General features: G+C 70.6%; 12 protein-coding genes. 8 read left to right on the top strand and 4 right to left on the bottom strand.

Annotated elements, in window-relative coordinates:
• The first annotated feature begins 97 nt into the window (after positions 1-97).
• The 3 genes from R2B67_RS08605 to R2B67_RS08595 all read left to right on the top strand — a co-directional run bounded on the left by R2B67_RS08605 (position 98) and on the right by R2B67_RS08595 (position 2694).
• Entirely contained in the window at positions 98-505 is a 408-nt protein-coding gene (locus R2B67_RS08605) for a RidA family protein (protein ID WP_018509689.1), read from the top strand.
• Positions 506-731: 226 nt separating this feature from the next.
• Positions 732-998: a GlsB/YeaQ/YmgE family stress response membrane protein gene (locus R2B67_RS08600; protein WP_151510430.1), complete on the top strand. Its 267-nt coding sequence runs from the start codon at positions 732-734 to the stop codon at positions 996-998.
• Between the two features lie 172 nt (positions 999-1170).
• Entirely contained in the window at positions 1171-2694 is a 1524-nt protein-coding gene (locus R2B67_RS08595; protein ID WP_317817182.1) for a catalase, read from the top strand.
• An 88-nt stretch (positions 2695-2782) separates the two neighbouring features.
• On the opposite strand, the gene R2B67_RS08590 is transcribed toward R2B67_RS08595, so the two are convergent.
• The 3 genes from R2B67_RS08590 to R2B67_RS08580 all read right to left on the bottom strand — a co-directional run bounded on the left by R2B67_RS08590 (position 2783) and on the right by R2B67_RS08580 (position 9991).
• Positions 2783-2971, bottom strand: coding sequence for a DUF6191 domain-containing protein (locus R2B67_RS08590; protein WP_317817181.1), 189 nt, complete (start codon positions 2969-2971; stop codon positions 2783-2785).
• A gap of 86 nt (positions 2972-3057) precedes the next feature.
• Positions 3058-3549, bottom strand: coding sequence for a hypothetical protein (locus tag R2B67_RS08585; RefSeq protein ID WP_317817180.1), 492 nt, complete (start codon positions 3547-3549; stop codon positions 3058-3060).
• Between the two features lie 25 nt (positions 3550-3574).
• The gene (locus R2B67_RS08580) at positions 3575-9991 is read right to left on the bottom strand and encodes an RHS repeat-associated core domain-containing protein (protein WP_317817179.1); all 6417 of its coding nucleotides are present in this window, start codon (positions 9989-9991) and stop codon (positions 3575-3577) included.
• Positions 9992-10262: 271 nt separating this feature from the next.
• Between R2B67_RS08580 and R2B67_RS08575 the strand changes: the two genes are divergently transcribed.
• On the top strand, positions 10263-13352 hold the full coding sequence (locus tag R2B67_RS08575) for a VCBS repeat-containing protein (RefSeq protein WP_317817178.1): 3090 nt from the start codon (positions 10263-10265) through the stop codon (positions 13350-13352).
• Positions 13353-13529: 177 nt separating this feature from the next.
• Here R2B67_RS08575 and R2B67_RS08570 read toward each other — a convergent pair whose 3' ends face one another.
• Positions 13530-14126, bottom strand: coding sequence for an MSMEG_1061 family FMN-dependent PPOX-type flavoprotein (locus tag R2B67_RS08570; RefSeq protein WP_317817177.1), 597 nt, complete (start codon positions 14124-14126; stop codon positions 13530-13532).
• Positions 14127-14339: 213 nt separating this feature from the next.
• Here R2B67_RS08570 and R2B67_RS08565 point away from each other — a divergent pair, with 213 nt between their 5' ends.
• The 4 genes from R2B67_RS08565 to R2B67_RS08550 are packed head-to-tail and all read left to right on the top strand — an operon-like array spanning position 14340 to position 18419.
• Complete coding sequence (locus R2B67_RS08565) at positions 14340-15410, top strand: FecCD family ABC transporter permease (protein ID WP_317817176.1); 1071 nt, start codon at positions 14340-14342, stop codon at positions 15408-15410.
• Positions 15407-16477 (top strand): FecCD family ABC transporter permease, encoded by a 1071-nt coding sequence (locus tag R2B67_RS08560; RefSeq protein ID WP_317817175.1) that lies wholly within the window; start codon positions 15407-15409, stop codon positions 16475-16477. Before R2B67_RS08565 ends, R2B67_RS08560 begins: the two co-directional genes overlap by 4 nt.
• A gap of 1 nt (position 16478) precedes the next feature.
• Entirely contained in the window at positions 16479-17336 is an 858-nt protein-coding gene (locus tag R2B67_RS08555; RefSeq protein ID WP_317817174.1) for an ABC transporter ATP-binding protein, read from the top strand.
• A 57-nt stretch (positions 17337-17393) separates the two neighbouring features.
• Complete coding sequence (locus R2B67_RS08550; protein WP_317817173.1) at positions 17394-18419, top strand: iron-siderophore ABC transporter substrate-binding protein; 1026 nt, start codon at positions 17394-17396, stop codon at positions 18417-18419.
• The last annotated feature ends 212 nt before the right edge of the window (positions 18420-18631 follow it).

Raw genomic sequence — 18631 nt, 5'->3', positions numbered from 1 at the left:
ACCCAAAAGTGCGTTCTTCCACGTCAGCGCTGACTCTCCTACGGTTCCTGGGTAACCACAAGAGACCGCGAGGTCTTCCCGAGGAGAGGCGTCGGACATGGCCATCACTCTGCTGGACCCCGAGGGACTGCCCAAGGTCGGTGTGTACCGGCAGGTCGCCATCGCGACGGGCTCGAAGCTCGTCTTCATCGCCGGGCAGGTCGCCTGGGACGCGGACGGCACCACGGTCGGTGAGGGCGACCTCGCCGCCCAGGTGGAGCGGTGCTACCTCAACATCGGGACCGCCCTGGCCGGGGCGGGCGGCACCTTCGACGACGTGGTGAAGCTGACGGTGTACGTCGTCGACTGGACGCCCGACAAGATGCCGCGGTTCCTGGAGGGTGCGGCCAGGGCGGCGGCGAAGCTGGGCGTCACCCCGGTGCCGCCGGGCACGCTGGTGGGGGTCGCGGCACTCGACGTACCGGAGCACCTGGTCGAGATCGAGGCGACGGCGGTCCTGGACTGAGCGGGCCCCCGGCTCTCGGCCGCCCGCCGGGCCTCCACCCGGCCCCGCATCGGCCCCCGCTCTCCCGGGGCTGCTCCCCGTCCGGCGTAACGCATCCCCACGAATGACGGAGTCCCGGGCCGGCGGCCGCGCCCGGCCCATGTGTGAGCTTCCGCTACGGGGATACGCGGAGGGGGCCGGGCGCCACAGGGGTGCCGGCACGTCGGCAACGCAGAAGGAGACTTTCGTGAGCATCATCGCCTGGATCCTCATCGGCCTGTTCGCGGGGCTCATCGCCAAGGCGCTGACTCCGGGCAAGGACCCGGGGGGCTGTCTCCTCACGATCGTGATCGGCATCGTGGGCGGTCTGCTCGGCGGCTGGCTGGGCAAGGTGATCTTCGGCGTCGACTCGATCGACGGATTCTTCAGCCTGTCGACGTGGATCGCCGCCATCGCCGGTTCGGTGATCGTTCTGCTGCTCTACCGCGTGGTCACGGGCGGGCGGTCCCGCTGACGCGGTCCGGCGCCCCGGCCCGGCACCCGAAGCGTGCCCTGCCTCGCCCTCCCTCGCCCTCGACGGGTCGATTCGTCCGTGTTTGCCTACATTGGCAGAGGGTCAGCAGGGCGGCCGTAGCAGGAGCCATCGCCGACACGTCTGCGAAAGACAAACAAGAGGAAACGACGACATGACCGACACCTCGCGCAAGCCGACCACCTCCGACTCCGGCGCCCCGGTGGAGAGCGACGAGCATTCGCTCACCGTCGGCCCGGGCGGGCCGATCCTGCTCCAGGACTCGTACCTGATCGAGCAGATGGCCCAGTTCAACCGCGAACGCATCCCCGAGCGTCAGCCGCACGCCAAGGGCAGCGGGGCCTTCGGGAAGTTCGAGGTGACCTCGGACGTGTCCGCGTACACGAAGGCCGCGCTCTTCCAGCCCGGCACCACGACCGACCTGGTCATCCGGTTCTCCACCGTCGCGGGGGAGCGGGGCAGCCCGGACACCTGGCGGGACCCGCGCGGCTTCGCGGTGAAGTTCTACACCAGCGAAGGCAACTACGACATGGTGGGCAACAACACCCCCGTGTTCTTCGTCAAGGACCCCATGAAGTTCCAGCACTTCATCCGGTCCCAGAAACGCCGGGCGGACAACAACCTCCGCGACCACGACATGCAGTGGGACTTCTGGACGCTCTCGCCGGAGTCGGCCCACCAGGTCACCTGGCTGATGGGTGACCGGGGCATCCCGCGCACCTGGCGCCACATGAACGGCTACACCTCGCACACGTACATGTGGATCAACGAGGCGGGCCAGCGGTTCTGGGTGAAGTACCACTTCAAGACCGACCAGGGCGTCGAGACGTTCACGCAGGACGAGGCCGACCAGATGGCCTCCGCGGACACGGATTACCACACGCGTGATCTGTTCGAGCACATCCGCGACGGCGAGTACCCGAGCTGGACGCTGAAGGTCCAGGTCATGCCGTACGAGGAGGCGAAGGACTACCGGTTCAACCCCTTCGACCTGACCAAGGTGTGGCCGCACAGCGACTACCCGCTGATCGAGGTCGGCCGGATGACGCTGGACCGCAACCCCACGGACAACCACGCGGAGATCGAGCAGGCGGCGTTCCAGCCGAACAACTTCGTCCCCGGCATCGGCCCGAGCCCGGACCGGATGCTCCTGGCGCGGCTCTTCAGTTACGCCGACGCGCACCGCTACCGCATCGGCGGCAACTACCAGCAGCTGCCCGTCAACGCCCCCGTCGCCCCGGTGCACACGTACTCCAAGGACGGAGCGATGGCGTACCGGAAGACCAGCGACCCGGTCTACGCCCCGAACTCCAAGGGCGGCCCGGCGGCCGACACGGAGCGCTACGGCACCCCGCCGAGCTGGTACGCCGACGGCGACATCACCCGGGCGGCCTACGTCGACCACGCCGAGGACGACGACTGGGGCCAGGCGGGCACCATGGTCCGCGAGGTCCTGGACGACGCGGCGCGGGACCGGCTGGTGGACAACATCGTCGGCCACCTGCTGAACGGCGTGACCGAGCCGGTGCTCCAGCGGGCGTTCCAGTACTGGTCGAACGTCGACAGCACGCTCGGCAAGCGCGTCGAGCAGGGCGTCCGCGCGAAGGCCGGCGAGAAGGACCCCAAGGCGGCGCAGCAGGCCAACCCGGCGCGCTCGTCGATGCAGCACAAGGCCTGAGGCGCCCGGCGCGCCCCCGGCACCACGGCACAGGCCCCCCACCCCGACGACGGGGTGGGGGGCCTGTGCCGTGGTGCCGGGGGCGCGGTCAGCTGTCCGAGGCACCGCCCTGGGGAGCCGGTGGCCGCCGTATCAGGACGACGCCGCCGGCCAGGTCTATCGGACCCCGTCCGGGATCGGCGTCGCCGGCATCATGGAGGACGAGTTCCTGCCGTCGGCGTTCCTCCTCCGTGTGCCGACGATTCGCGGCGAATAGCTGTTCGAACGTGCTGATCATGGCTGCTGCTCCTCCTGGCGCCGCCCGCCGGGGGCCGTCGGATGGGACGGTCCCCGGCGGCCCGGCCGGCCGGCGCGGTGTCCCGGCTACTTGCCTCGGATGCTCGCCATGTACGCGGCGATCCTCGGCTTGTCGTCCTCGATCCGTTCCAAGATCGCCTCCGCCGTTTCCCGGCGCCGCGTTCCCAGCTCCCGGTAGACGAGCCAGAGGCCCGTGCGCGCGGCCTCCCTGCACCGTGCACCGAGTTCGGTGTTGCCGAGGGCGACCTCGTCCCGGTCCGCCTCGCCCATGACGATCTGCTGGAGGAGTTCCAGGACGAGGTCGCGGGCGTCGGCGGACAGATCGTCGAGCAGCCCCGCGAGCAGGACGGAAACCGTGGGAAGGGCGGCGCTGTGCAGTTGGCCCTGCACCACGACGACGTTCTCCAGGTCCCAGTAGGCCGCCATGGCCTCGTCCTCGTCCGAGGCCGCCATCAGGTGGCGCAGTGCGTCGGGCACACCGGCGGACCGGTCGCCCATGGTCCGGAATTCCTCCCAGGCCCAACGGCCGATCTCCACCTCGGCCAGATTCCTGCTCACCGGTCGACCATCCTGTTCTCGTTGATCACTGCGACCATGCCCCGCCCTTGTCGTAGGTGGCGTCGGGCGGGAACTGACTGCGCTTGTAGCGGGCCTGGCACCTCACGCAGATGGGGATCTCCACCCACTTCTTGGCACGCCATCCGAACGCCTTGGTGAAGACGACAGCGGCCGGGCCTCTGCCCACCTGTCTCTCCACGTCCTCTTCCGCGCAGTTGGTGGGGTTGGACGAACAGCCGATGAAGACGCGGCTGGGATCACTGGGATCGAAACCACCAGTGTAGGCGGGGTGCTTGCCCTTGTCCTCGTGACCCTGCAGGTCACGTGCGTAGCGGGCCGCTGAAGCGGGGTCCTCCTGTCCCTCGCTCCACTCCGCGGTCTTCTCTTGGGCAGCCTCCCCGGCCTGTTCCTTGGCCTCGGACTTCGTCTCCCGGGCCGCCTTGCGCACCGTCTTCTGTGCCGGCTTCTTCGCCTGGGAGGGCTTGATCCTGGGCCTGGGCTGGCTCCGCGGCTGCGACCTCGGCTTGGGCCGTGCCGCCGCCCGGCGAGCCGACGCCCGCTTGGCCGCCTCTCGTTTGGCGGCCGCGCGCTGAGACCTGATCTTGGCCTGGGCCGCCGACCGGCGTTGGGCCGCCCGCTTCTCCGCAGCTCGCTTCTCGGCCGCCTTCTTCGCCGCAGCGCGCTTCTGAGCCGCGCGCCTCTCCGCGGCTTCGCGGTCCGCCTTCGCCTTGGCGCGCTTGCGGGCCTCCGCCTCGGCCCGCTTCTTTGCCGCCAACTTCTTCCGCGCCTGCTCTGCGAGCTTCTTGCGGAGAGCCTCCTGCGCCAGCCGCCGCTGGGCGGCCTTGCGAGCTGCGATCTGCAGCGCGCGGAGCCCGATCACGACCACCACGGGCCAGAACAGTCCGCTGGCGTCGGAGAACGTCGCCGGGGCGTTGTTGCTGTAGGCGTAGGGGTTGATGGTGGCGGGCTCGCCGTAGTCGACCAGCGGGTCGATGGCGAGGAACCGCCCGGTCACGGGGTCGTAGTCGCGAGCACCGAGCCGGGTGAGGCCGGTGTCCTCGTCGACCGTGCCGCCCACGAAGCCGCGAGACCCCGGCCAGGTCGACGGCTGGGCTCCCCGGTTCTCACCGAACGGCATCAGCTTGCGGCGGGTGACACTCATCCCGACGCCCGCCATGTCGACAGAGGTGTTCGACGAACCGTGGTGGTCGGCCAGCACGAGCTGCCGCCCACCACCCGTGGAGCGCACCGTGGTGGAGCCGTCGGGGTGAGGGTAGAAGCGCTCGGCCGTCTTGGTCGTGCCGTCGGCACTGACCTTCAGCTCCGCCTCACCCAGGTAGAGCGTCTTGCTGCCGTCGGAAGCCGAGCGGATCAGCCGCCCGCCATCCGCCCCGTAGAGGTAGGACGTCTTCTTGACGCCGCTCCCCGACGGCTCGGACACCGAGGCGAGATCCCCCTCGACGTTCCACTCCAGGGTCTGCGTGACCCCGTTGTGCTGCCGGCTCGTGGTGTTGCCGGCCTCGTCGTAGCCGAAGGACTGGACCCGGGTGCCACCGGGACCCGTCGACGTGACATCGGCGAGGGCGTTGGGGCCGCCGACGCCGGGCTTGCCGTAGGTGTACGTTCGGGTGACGTCCTTGGCGGTGTCGCCGGTGGTGTCCTTGTCGACGAGCTGCTTGCGGTTGCCCGCCTCGTCGAAGGCGTACGTCTGCCAGTAGGGGTCCGGCCCCCCGACGGTGTCCTTGGACGCGGGAGCCTGGCAGTCGTCCTTCGCCGTCCAGGCCGACGTCATCTGCCGGAGCTGGTTGTAGACGAAGCACTGAGTGTCAGTCTTGCCGCTGTCCGGCGCGGCCGCGCCCGGGGTGTCCTTGATCCGGGTGACGTTCCCGGCATCGTCGTACGCGTACCGCGTGGCGCCGATGTGGCCCGGGCTCACCGACCGGTCGAAGCTGGACTCGGTGAGGCGGCGGGTGAACTCGTCGTACAGGTGGGTCCCGTAGACCTTCCTGCCCGCGACTCCCGCGTCCGTGCGCAGGACCTCACCGAACGCCGAGTACTTGACGTCGTTGAGGTAGGACGCCGTGCCGCCGATCGAGATGGGAAGGTCGTCCGAGTTGTACCGGAAGACGATCGTCTCGCCCACGAGTCCGCCCACGCCGGGCGGCTGGACGAAGGCCAGACTGCCGGTGGGGGTGTAGCCGTACTTGTACTCGTAGGTGCCGCCCAGCCCGGTCTCCTCCGCCGGGATGACGGTCTTGGTCGTCTTGACGCGGTACGCGCTGTCGTAGGCCGTGACCTCCTCGCGGTACTCGCGGCCGTTCTCGAAACGGATGGCCGCCGTGGGCAGACCCTTGCCGAGCGTGTCGTAGGTCCACTCGATCCGCTTGGGACCGGTCTCGCTGCCCACTCGCAGCGAGGTCGGTCGGCCGCCGGCGTCGCGGGTGGTGACCAGGACGTTGTTACGCGGGTCGGTCGTCGAGACGACGTTGTCCGCGTCGTCGTAGGCGAGGACGGTCTTGCCGCCGTCAGGGTCGGTCAGCGAGACCTGTCGCCCGCGCCCGTCGTACTCGAAACGGGTCACCGCTCCACCCGGGGCGGTGACCTTCACGACGTTGTCGAAGTCGTCGTACTCGTAGTCGGTGTCACGCCACGTCGTGCGCTCGGTGTTCGTGTACTCCCTGACGCGCTCGGTACGGCCCTCGGCGTCGGTGAAGGTCGCGGTGACGGTGTCGCCCTTCGGCGGAACGGCCGTGGAGACGTCACCGTCGCGCTCGGTGCTGGTACGGAACTTCTCGTTGCCCCGGTGGTAGGTGATCTCCGCGACCGGCTCGCCCATGCCGTCGAACGTGGTGCGGTTCTGCGAGGGGACCTCGTTGTCACCGACCTCCAGGAGCTTTGCCTCCGGCTCCGCGGAGTGGAAGTAGCCGTCGTTGGTCTTCCACTCGCGGCCGGCCGAGTCGTAGAACGTGTCCTTGACGATCCGCCCCGGACCGTCCACCGCCTCGTCCTGGGTCTGCCGCTCACGCAGCAGGCCGTCCATGATCTCGTAGGAGACGGCGTACTCGCCGTTGTCCTTGAGCGTCCGGCTGGTGACGACCGTGGGGCCTTCGCGACGGATGGCGTAGTCGTAGGTCGCCGTCGGGGTCTGGGTGGCCGGATTCCGGTCGATCTCCCAGACCTTCAGCAGTCGGCCCAGCGGGTCGTACTGCATGGTCGCCGACTTGTCGTTGGCGTCCGACTCCTTGACCGGCAGGCCGCGGACGGCGTCGAACTCCGTGGTCTCGGTGTGGCCGAGCGGGTCGGTCGTGACCGTCTTGACCGGGCGGGCATGGGTGAGCGGCGTGTTGACGACCGAGGTCCTGCGGTTCTCGGCGTCCCAGCTCTCCGTCTCACGGCCGTGGATGTCGTACGCGGTCCTGTCGACGGTGATGTAACCGTCGCCCTTCGCGTTGAGCTCCTGCACCTCGGTCGGCAGACCCTTGACCGGAGCGGCCCCGAAGGCGAGGTTGTCGTAGAGCGTGCGGTTGTCCTCGACGACCTTGGCGCCGCTGGTGCCGCAGGCGCCCAGGGTGGTCAGTTCGCGGGACTCCGACTCCAGCAGGTGCAGAGCGGTGTTGCGGGCGTACGAGGTGACCGTGCACCTGCGTTTGCCGCCCGGCGACGTCTCGTCCACCTGGCGCGGCAGCCCGTAGGCGTCGTACGTGGTGGTCTCGGTGGAGGTGCGCCAGGTCTCGCCCTTGACCCGCTCACGGGTCGAGACGGTCTCCGGGCGCGCCATCCACGCCTCCAGCGCGGTGGTGCCGGGCCTGGCCCGGGTGGCCGTGCGGACCGCCCAGGCGGTGGTCAGGACCGAGGAGTCGACCGGGCCGCCGTCGGAGGCGTACTCGATGTGCTCACGCGGCTGGCCCTGGAGGTGCCCGAGGTCGGGAGCGCTGCCACCGCGGGAGTCCACGACCGCCGCGGTGCGCGTGCCGGTGGGCATCTTGTCACCGTGCATACCGCGGAAGTAGCGGTCCTCGGTGAGCTGCTTGACCTCGTCGCCCGCGCCCAGACGGGTGCGCACCCGCTCGTAGCCGCGGTACTGCGACCACGTGCGCTGCTTGTTCTCGGTGAACTCCCCGTCGTCGTAGGCCCAGGCGGGCGAGCCCAGGTACTCGTACGAGGTGACCTTGTCCGGTGCGTCGGTGACCAGGTCGTCCTCGCGGACCTGCTCGACGACGTACTTGTGGAACCAGTCCTGGAGCGGATTCAGGGCGCCCTTCGGCGTCCAGTACTGCGGGTAGCAGCGCAGCGTGTTGCTCTCCGGCGACGCGGGCATCTTCCGCGGTGCCAGCACCTGGCACTCGCGCGGCGAGTAGGTGACGCCGATGCGTCCGCCGGTCTCGGTGTCGATGGCGTGGACGCGCAGCCGGGAGAACGGTGGCAGGCCCTCGACGCCGTCGACCCGGTTGTCCATCTGCGTGCCAGCGAAGGTCACCTTCGGCATGGCGGCACTGCCTCCGGCACCGTGACCGGTACGGGTGATGGACTCCAGCCACAGGGCCGGGGACGAACCGTCACCGGTGGGCGGGAACTTCTGCTCCAGGTCCCAGGAGTCGACGTCGGTGAGGGCCGAGCCGGACAGGACCTGGGTGCCGATCTTGACCAGGCGCTTGGTCGACCAGAACGTGGGTGAGTACTTGTCCGTGCACTTCGCCCCGGAGGCGCACTCCTGGTCGAGGGGAGTGTCGGGCCAGTGCTTGGCGTTGGCGGCGGTCCGCTTGCTCACGGCGCAGTCGAAGCCCGTGGAGGGGATGCAGCGCTCGGTGGTGGTGAAGTTGACCCGCCCGGCCGGCAGCCGGCCGAACAGGTCGCTCGCGCGCTGTCCGTAGTCGATCCGGGCCAGGTGGGCCGCGCGGGTGTAGGAGATCTGCTGGTCGGCCTTCATGTGCTGGCCGTAGTAGTTGATGTCCTTGTTCCACCACAGGGTCATGGCGTCACCGAGGGGATCGGTGACGTAGTCCAGGTTCCAGCGGTAGGCCTGGGCGCAGTCGGAGGCCGCGAAGGTGGAGGCGTGGCAGGGCTCGTCGGGGTGGTTGCCGAACACCGGCACGGTCAGCGCGGAGTTGGTGCGCTGAGTGGTCGCGCCGGGCAGCTTGTCGAGGCCGAAGTGGTACTGCACACCGTCGGTGCCGGTGAGGACCCAGTACTCACCGTCCTTGGCGCCGTTGTCCGCACCGGTCTTGCGCTCCAGCTTGCTGCCGTCGTCGTCGGCCGGACGCCACTCCTCCTTGCCGTTCTCCGTGCCGTCCTTCTTGACCAGTTCGGTGGAGGAGCCGCCGAGCGACATCACCACGTGGTCGGAGCCCCAGCACAGGTCGGCGGTCTCGCCGCTGTTGTTCGGGGCCTTCCCGTCGACCTTGCCCTTGTCGTCGGAGCAGGAGCGGAAGCGCCGCTCGATGAAGCCGGGTTCGTAGTCCCAGCCCTCCGCGATCCAGGAGGACTGGCTGTTGGTGGAGGCCGTACGGCCGTCCACACTCTGCGAGGAGTACGACAGCGCGATCTCGGGCTGCGGGCCGCCGGGGACCTCGGGAGCCTCCACCGGGTAGGACCAGGCGAAGCCACCGGAGGAGCTGCCCGCCATCCACGAGCCGGTCGGCGACAGCGAGGTGGCCTCGTGGCTGCCCCCGGGGCCCGACGCGGCGGCCGAGGCGGCCAGCACCATCGGGGCCGCAGCGCGGGCGGCCTTCGGCTGCCGGAGATCGACGGTGGCGGTGACGGTCTGCGCCGCCGCGTCGTTGGAGCCGCCCAGCTCGGCACGGGACCGGCACTCGGACTTCTCCGGCGTGGTCAGCGCACACGCGGGAAGCTGGACCAGGCGCAGGCGTGAGCCCCAGTCGCCGCCGTAGACGTCCTTGACCGACGCGTAGTCCAGCTCGACCTCGACGGCTCCCGACGCCGCCGGGGCCGTTTCGGTCCGCGCGGGGGCCACGGTGAACAGGAGCCCTTCGACGCCCGCCTTCCGGGCGGTGGCACCGTTCTTGATCTCGATCTCGGCCGCCGTACCCGCCTGCGCCGGGGTCTCCGTCACGGCGGCGGTGGTACGGGCCTTCGCGGCCTGCTTCGTGGAGACCTGCCGCAGCTTCACGGGCAGGTCGTCGAAGGCGGGAGCCTGCGAGCCGAGGTCCTTCTCGGGGGCCGCGGCGAGGGACTTGCGGGCCGCCGGTGCGCCGGCCGTACCGCCCTGAGGCGTCACCTGGACGGTGAAGTCGCCCACGGGGGGAGCGGCGGCGGAGGGTATCCAGTCCTTGGCGGCGTCGTTCTTGACGCGGGGGCGCTCGGCCGTGAAGTCGCGGCCCGGAACGGAGCGTTCCCGCTCCAGCTCGGCCAGCCGGGCCTTGCCGGTGCCCGCTACGGCGGGATCGTTCGGCACAAAGGTGATCAGCAGCACCAGTGAGGTCACCAAAGACACGGATCTGTGCCAGTGCCCCAAATAGCGCAAATGCTGGAGTAGTTCCCGCACCAGTCTTCCTTACCTTACGTTACGGATCACACGAACGGGGTGACATTAGGGGGAGGCTCAAGTTGACTGCAAGTCAAGAGACAACCCAGAGAATGGCCGTGATTGGTCAACCTTCCGCAAAGTTCGCCCTCCCCCGACGTGTACTCTTCGCCCGACATTGCAGTTGATCAGGGAGTCCTGGGGGGCTTTGCTCATGCCACACATATCCACGGTGAGAAAGAGACCGACGCTCCGTGCTGTCCGAATAGCGCTGGCCGCAGTGGTGGCCGGCAGCTCATTGGGCCTCGCGCCCATCGGCGTCACCGCCGCATCCGCAGCCGGGCAGTCGGAGCGCGGGTCGGTCTCCAAGGCCGCCAGTGCCGAGGAAAACGCCTTCGCACGAGCGAAACTCACCGGAGAGCCGGTCGAATTGACGGCCGAGCGGTCCAGCACCAGCGAGACCTACGCCCTGCCGAACGGAAACCTCCGCCGCACACAGCACACCGTTCCGGTACGGGTCAAGCGTGAAGGCGTATGGACGCCGATCGACACCACCCTGACCGAGGTCGCCGGCCGCGTCGCCCCGAAGGCGGCGGCCGGGAAGGTGACCTTCTCCGCAGGCGGCAGCGGACCGCTGGTCACGCTGACCGACCAGGGCCGCGATCTCTCCCTCAGCTGGCCACAACCGCTGCCGGCCCCGGTGCTCGACGGCTCGACCGCGACCTACCCCGAGGTGCTGCCCGGGGTCGATCTCGCCGTCGCCGCGAGCGTCGACGGCTTCAGCCAGGCCCTCATCGTCAAGACCGCCGAAGCCGCGGACAACCCCGACCTCGCCGAGCTCGACTTCGGGCTGCGGGCGGACGGTCTCACCATGAAGCAGGACCCCGCGGCGGGCACGCTCACCGCGCTGAACCCGGCCGGTCAGACGGTGTTCGCCACCTCCACCGCCCGGATGTGGGACTCCTCCGGCACGACGGCCGCCGCTCCCGCGCGGTCCGGCGCCCGGAGCGCCGTCAGGACCGTCGCGACGGCCGAGACCCCGACCGACCTGACGCCCGGCACGAACAGCAGCACCGTCGAGGTCGAGGTCTCCGCGGAGCGGCTGACCCTCAAGCCCGACCAGGCGCTGCTCAACTCGCCGGAGACCACGTTCCCGGTCTACATCGATCCCCGGATGACCGGCAACCGCCAGGCGTGGACCATCGCCTACAAGCCGCACCCCAACGACAGCTACTGGAACGGCACCGGCTGGAGCGGGGGAACCACCGGAGAGGCGCGCGTCGGGTACGAGTCCTCGACGGGGGGAACCGCCCGTTCGTACTTCCGCGTCGACTCCACGTTCCTGGCCGGCGTGAAGGTCGTGGACGCGCAGTTCCAGATCACCCAGACCCACTCCTGGTCCTGCACCCCCAAGCCGGTCGAGCTGTATCTGACCGGGGGCATCTCCTCCGCCACCACCTGGAACAAGCAGCCCGCCCAGTCCACCCGCCAGGACCGCCGGGACTACGCCCACGGCAACGAGAACGTCGGGTGCTCCGACAAGCCCGTGGACTTCACCGCCAAGGACGCGGCGGTCAAGGCCGCGGCGGGCAAGTGGACGAACATCACCTTCGGGCTGCGCGCGCCGCAGAGCTCGGAGGACGCCAGGGACCCGTACAGCTGGAAGAAGTTCAAGCCGGACGCCAAGCTGATCGTGGACTTCAACCGGCTGCCCAAGGCGCCCTGGGCGCTGGACACGTCGCCCAGCACCAAGGTCGGTTCCAACGAATGCGGCAACGGCAGCGGATTCGTCACCCTCGGCAACACCGACGTGACCCTGACCGCCCAGGTCTGGGACCCGGACGGCGGCGACGTCAACGTGCAGTTCCACCTCTGGGCGACCGGCAAGCACGACGTGTCTCCGGGGATCATCTTCGACAAGAAGGTCCGCAAGACCGTCCTGGCGAAGGACTCCAAGGGCGTGCAGGCCCGCATCGTCGTCCCCAAGGCCCTGCTGAACCAGCACAAGGGCGCGAGCAACGGCCAGTTCTCCTGGAAGGCCCAGGTCGAGGACGTCGCGGACGCGAATTTCGCCTCCGACTGGACACCGACGCAGGGAGCCCCCGGCTGCCGCTTCGGGTTCGACCCGACCGCCCCTTCCGCGCTGCCGACCGTGACCTCGGTGGGCGGCCTCTTCCCCGAGGGCGAAGAGGGCGCCCTGGCGCGTACCGAAGGCGAGTTCATCCTCGGAGCGGGGGGTGAGAAGGACATCGTCGAGTACCGGTGGGGCCTGGACCGCACGCCGCCCGCCAACTCCGTGAAGCCGGCCGCCGCGGGCGGAAGCGTCTCGGTCAGGATCACCCCGCTCACCCCGGGCCCGCACACGCTGTACGTCCAGGCGTTCGACGCGGGCAAGAACGCCGGCCCGGTCCTCCCGTACAAGTTCTACGCGAAGAGCCCCGGTGTCGTGGACAGGCCGGGAGACGTCAACGGCGACGGCCTGCCGGACATGTTCGCCGTCGATGGGTCGAGCCAGCTGAGGATGTACGCCGGCACCGGCAACGGCCGGGTCGAGCCCATGGTGCTGCAGAACTCCGCCGCCGACTGGAGCGGCGCCCTGCTGACCCACCGGGGCGACTGGACCGAGGACTACTACGAGGACCTGGTCGCACGGAAGCCCGACGGCAAGCTCTGGCTCTACCCCAACGACGGGCTGGGGCAGTTCACCGACGACACCCGCCAGGAGGTCTACTTCTTCGCGGACCCGGAGACCGAGGTGGCCCTGGATCCGAAGACCATCAAGCAGATCGTGTCGGTCGGGGACGTGTCGACCGGTGAGGAGTCGTCCAACCCCGACTTCGTCGCGGTCATCGGTGACCAGCTCTGGTTCCTGCCGGGGTACACCGGCGGCACGATCCAGCCGGGCTACCCGATCGGGTCCGCCGGCTGGAGCAACCGACAGCTGGCATCGCCGGGCGACGTGGACGGCGACGGCTTCGCCGACCTGGTGGTCCGCGACACCGCCAACGGGGCGGTGTGGCTCTACCACGGGCGGAGCAACGGCGATGCCGACGGCGACGGCATCCCGGACGGAGGCACCGACCCCGCGTCCCTGGCCTCCGACGCCAACCGCACCGCGTACGCCACCGGCTGGACGACCGCCGCCAGGCCCTTGATCACGGCCTCCGGCGACTCGAACGGCGACGGTGTGCCGGACCTGTGGACCACCACGGCCAACGCCACGGCGGGCCTCGAGTTCATCCCGGGCCGCAGGACCGGTCTCGTCGGCGCTCCGGAGGTCGTGGGCACCGGCGGGTGGCAGCCCATGAAGGCCCTCTCGTAAGAAGGACCACCGAGGCGACCCGCCTCGTCCGGCCCGGTCCGCGCGCTGCCGCCGTGGACCGGGCCTTGCGCTGTCCGCGCGGTGCGGCCCGACATGACGACCTGGCGTGCGGTCCGGTACGACGGCCCGGTACGACGGTTGGTTGCCGTCCGGCGCCGTCAGCCGGACGCGTGGCCGTCAGGCCGGAGCGGGCCCGTCGCCGGACCCCTCCCACGTCTGAGGCGCCCACACCCCCGACCGGCGCAGCGCGTTCGAGCAGTGGCGGAAGATCTCGTCGATCTCGACGACCAGAGCGAGCTTCGGGCGCTGGCCCTTCAGCATCATCGCGTCGAAGAACGGGGCGTCCGTCAGGATGCGGGCGCGGCCGTTGACGCGGAGGACGTCCATCGCGCCGGGTATCAGGTAGAGCAGGCCCACGTGCGGGTTGGACAGGATGTTGTGGAAGCTGTCCGCCCTGCGGTTGCCCGGGCGGTCGGGGAGGGCCAGGGTGCCGGGGTCCAGGACGTGGGTGAAGCCGGGGCCGTCGCCGCGCGGGGTGACGTCGCAGTTGCCGGCGGCGTCGGACGTGGAGACCGCGCAGAACGGGGAGCGGGCCAGCAGGTCCAGGTCGTCCTCGGTGAGCCGGTCGTGGACCTTGTCGATCACGATCGGGTGCGGGGTGCCCAGGATCTCGCGCAGCTCCTCCGCCGAGCCCAGGGGTACGGCCCCGGCCAGCGGGCCGGAAGAGGGGCCGTAGGGCGAGGGGGCGGCGTCGGGGTCGGCGGCGTACGGCAAGGAAGCGCTCCGGGCTCGTGGGGTGCGGCGGTGTGGGGGCGGACCGGCGCTGTTAGGGTGACCTTACTTTGGGCCCCCTGTCCTGCCTTCTTCGGGGTGCCCGGGTGCGGACGGCCGCGCGCCGGGGCGCCCCCTGCCCGAACGCGCCGATGAGCAAGGGTGAGACACCGTGCACAACCGTATTCCGGTCGCCGCCGTCCCGGTGGCCGGGCCGTGAGCGGCTCGACCCTCCTGGCGAAGGAGAAACCGGCGGGCGGCGGCACGAAGGAAGCGCGGGCCAGGCGCAGCCGGCCCGTCCTCGCCCTCGGGCTCCTGGCCGCCCTCGGTGTGCTGGTCCTCGTCGTCGTGGCGAGCCTCGCCGTCGGCTCCGGGGACGTGCCGTTCCGCGACGTCCTCCCCGGCGTCTTCGACCCCGACCTCACCGTCAAGGCCCAGCTCGTCATCCAGGAGGTCCGCATCCCGCGGACCGTCGCCGGGCTGCTCGCCGGTGCGGCGCTCGGCCTCGCGGGGACCGTCATGCAGGGCGTCGCCCGTAACCCCCTCGCCGACCCCCAGCTCCTCGGCATCAACGCCGGCGCCTCCGTCGCCGTCGTCTGCTCCATCACGCTGCTCGGCTTCACCGTCGCCACCCAGTTCATCTGGTTCGGCTTCCTCGGCGCGCTGCTCGCCGCCCTCCTCGTCTACGGGGTCGGCTCGCTCGGCCGGGAGGGCGCGACGCCGGTCAAGCTGGCCCTCGCGGGCGCCGCGACCAGCGCCGTCCTCACCTCGGTCACCAGCGCGATCCTGCTCCAGGACCGTGGGAGCTACGACCAGTTCCGGTTCTGGCAGCTCGGGGCGCTGACCGCCCGCCCCTCCGAGGTGCTCTGGCAGGTCTCCCCGTTCATCCTCGTCGGGGCCGTCCTCGCCCTCGCCCTCGGGCCGCAGCTCAACGCCCTCTCCCTCGGCGACGACCTCGCGCGCGGCCTCGGCCAGCGGGTCGGGGTCGCCCGCATGGTCTCCGCCGGTGCCGTGGTCGTGCTCTGCGGCGCCGCCACCGTCGTCGCCGGGCCCATCGGCTTCGTCGGCCTCGCCGTCCCGCACGCCGCCCGCCTCATCACCGGGCCTGACTACCGCTGGGTGCTCCCGTACAGCATGGTGCTCGCCCCGATCATGCTGCTCGTCGCCGACATCATCGGCCGGGTGATCGCCCCGCCCGGCGAGGTGCAGGTCGGCGTGATCACCGCCGCGATCGGCTGCATCCCCTTCATCTGGCTGGTCCGGCGCAGGAAGCTGGTGGAACTGTGAGCCTCGTCGCCAAGGACGCAGGCGCGGACCGGCTCGCCGATGCCGTACGGCACGTCAACGCCGTACGCGGACGGGGGCGCCGCCGCTCCGTCACCGTCGCCACCGCCCTGCTCGTCGCCGTGGTCGCCGTCTTCGGCCTCTCGCTCAGCGTCGGCGACATGGTCATGCCGATCGGCAAGGTCGTCGAGACCCTCCTCGGCGGCGGTGACGGCGGCTCGCAGTTCGTCGTGCTGGAGCTGCGGCTGCCCCGCGCCCTCCTCGCGGTCCTCGTCGGCACCGCGTTCGGGCTCTCCGGCGGCGTCTTCCAGACCGTGCTGCGCAACCCGCTCGCCAGCCCCGACCTCATCGGCATCAGCGCCGGAGCCAGCGCCGTCGCCGTCACCGCTTCCCTCCTCTTCCAGGTCAGCGGGCTCGCCCTCTCCGCGAGCGCGCTGGCCGGTGCGGTCGCCGCCGGGGCCGCGATCTACGTGCTCGCCTGGCGGCAGGGCGTCGCCGGGCAGCGGCTCGTCCTCGTCGGGATCGGCGTCGGCATGGGGCTCTCCAGCGTCGTCTGGTACGTGATGGCCCGCTCCGACGTCACCGACGCCCAGGAGGCCTTCCGCTGGCTCGCGGGCAGCCTCAACGGGCGCTCCTGGGGCCAGTTCTGGCCGATCCTCGGGGCGCTCGCCCTCCTCGTCCCGCTCACCGCCGTCGCCGCGCACGCCCTGCGGCCCCTCCAGCTCGGGGACGACGCCGCCGCCGGACTCGGTACGAAGGTGGAGCCGAGCCGGCTCGCCCTGCTCGGGTGCGCCACGGCGCTGGCGGGGGTCGCCACGGCGGCGGCCGGGCCCGTCGGGTTCGTGGCCTTCGTCGCCGCGCCGATCGCGCGCCGCCTGGTCCCGGGCCGGGGCGCCGCCCTGCCCCACGCGGCCCTGACCGGCGCGCTGCTGGTCCTCGTCGCCGACTTCGCGGCCCAGCACATGCTGCCCTCCGTCCAGCTGCCGGTGGGCGTGGTCACCAGCATCATCGGCGCGCCGTACCTGCTCCTGCTCCTGGCCCGCGCCAACCGCGTGGGGAGTGGCGGCTGAGATGACGAAGCAGACAGTCCAGAAGGATGACGAAAGGCGTGGCCCGGTCGTGGCTGAGCACACTCTTCAAGCCCGGGACGTCCGGCTCGGCTACGGCGACCGGGAGATCGTCCCCGGCCTGAGCGTCACCGTCCCGCCCGGGCGCATCACGGTCATCGTCGGCCCCAACGCCTGCGGCAAATCGACCCTGCTGCGGGCCATGGCCCGGCTGCTCGCGCCCTCCGCCGGGGCGGTGCTCCTGAACGGCCGGTCCATCCAGGAGATGCCGACCAAGGAGGTCGCCGCCGTCCTCGGCATCCTGCCGCAGAGCCCCACCGCGCCCGAGGGCATCACCGTCTCCGACCTGGTCGGCCGCGGCCGCTACCCGCACCAGGGCTGGTTCCGCCGCTGGGGCGCCGAGGACGACGAGGCGGTCGCACAGGCGCTGCTCTCCACCGACGTCCTGGAGCTGGCGGACCGGCCGGTGGACGAGCTCTCGGGCGGGCAGCGCCAGCGGGTGTGGATCGCGATGGCGCTGGCGCAGCGTACGGACATCCTGCTGCTGGACGAGCCGACGACGTTCCTGGACGCCAGCCACCAGCTCGACGTCCTCGACCTGCTCACCGACCTCAACCGCGAGCGCGGCGTCACGATGGTCGCCGTCCTGCACGATCTGAACCTGGCCTGCCGGTACGCGGACCACATGATCGCCATGAAGGCCGGGCGGATCCTGGCCGAGGGGCGGCCCGTCGACATCGTGACGGAGGAGCTGGTCGGCGAGGTCTTCGGGATGCGCTGCTCGGTGATCGAGGACCCGGCGTCGGCCACCCCGATGGTGGTACCGCTGGGCCGCCACCATGTGAAGAACCCGGCGGCCTGAAACCCTACGGCCCACCCGATGGCACCGTTGTCATTAGGTGAGGCTAACCTAAAGGGCATGAACCCCTCCGCTTCCCGGCGCCCCCGCCGCACCCCCGTCCTGATGGCCGGTGCCGTCGCCGCCCTCCTCGTCGGCGTCTCCGCCTGCGGTGCGTCGGACGACTCCTCCTCCGACACGTCCGGCTCAGCGTCCCCCGCCGCCTCCGAAGGCGCCTTCCCCGCCAAGGTCGCGACGAAGTTCGGCGAGGTCACCGTCGACAAGCAGCCCAAGCGGATCGTCGCGCTCGGCTGGGGCGACGCCGAGACCGTGCTCGCGCTCGGCGGCCAGCCGGTCGGGGCGAGCGACTGGCTGCCGTTCGGCGGCGAGGGCGTCGGCCCGTGGGCGAAGGGCATGTACGACAAGGCCCCCGAGCTCATCGGCACGATGGAGCCGGAGTTCGAGAAGATCGCCTCCCTCCAGCCGGACCTCATCCTGGATACCAAGTCCAGCGGTGACCAGACCCGGTACGACACCCTGAAGAAGATCGCCCCGACCGTCGGCGTGCCCAAGGACGGCGACCAGTACAAGATCTCGTGGGAGCAGCAGACCACGATGATCGCCGCCGCGATGGGCGTGCCCGAGAAGGGCAAGGAGCTGATCGCGGAGACCGAGAAGAAGTTCGAGGCGGCGGCGAAGGCGCACCCCGAGTTCAAGGACGCCACGATCGTGCTCGGCTCGCGCACCTCCGAGGGCTACGGCGCGTACGTCGGCGGTACCGGCCGGGTCGACTTCGTCGAGCGCCTCGGCTTCAAGAACAGCCCGGCCGTCGAGGCCAAGGCCGGCGAGGGCTTCTCCGTCTCCATCTCCAAGGAGAACCTCGAACTCCTGGACGCCGACCTCACGGTGATGACCCCGATCGGCATCCCCGCCACGGACATCAGCAACGACCCGCTGTACAAGGCGGTCCCGTCGGTGAAGGCCGGGAACGCGCTGATCTTCGAGGACCAGATCATCTCGCAGGCGTTCGCCACGGACTCCGTGCTCTCCGTCTCGTACGCCCTGGAGAAGGTCGTGCCGCTCTTCGCGGAGAAGGTCAAGAAGTAACCTCCGTACGCGCGGGCATGACAGGCCCGTACGCCTGTGCTCCCACCTACGACAGCGCGCCCCGCACCCGTGATCTCCCGGGTGCGGGGCGCGCCGCTTTTTCGCCTACGCCCCCGAATCGGCCGGCGGGAGCCAGCGCGTACCCCCACCACCCGCCGTGCTCGCGGGCCAGCTGGAGGCGGAGGTGCTTGCCGTCGGCCAGGGTCAGATCG

This window comes from Streptomyces cyaneofuscatus, from assembly GCF_033109485.1.
GTDB lineage: Bacteria > Actinomycetota > Actinomycetes > Streptomycetales > Streptomycetaceae > Streptomyces > Streptomyces cyaneofuscatus.
This window is presented reverse-complemented; position numbering and strand designations above follow the sequence as displayed.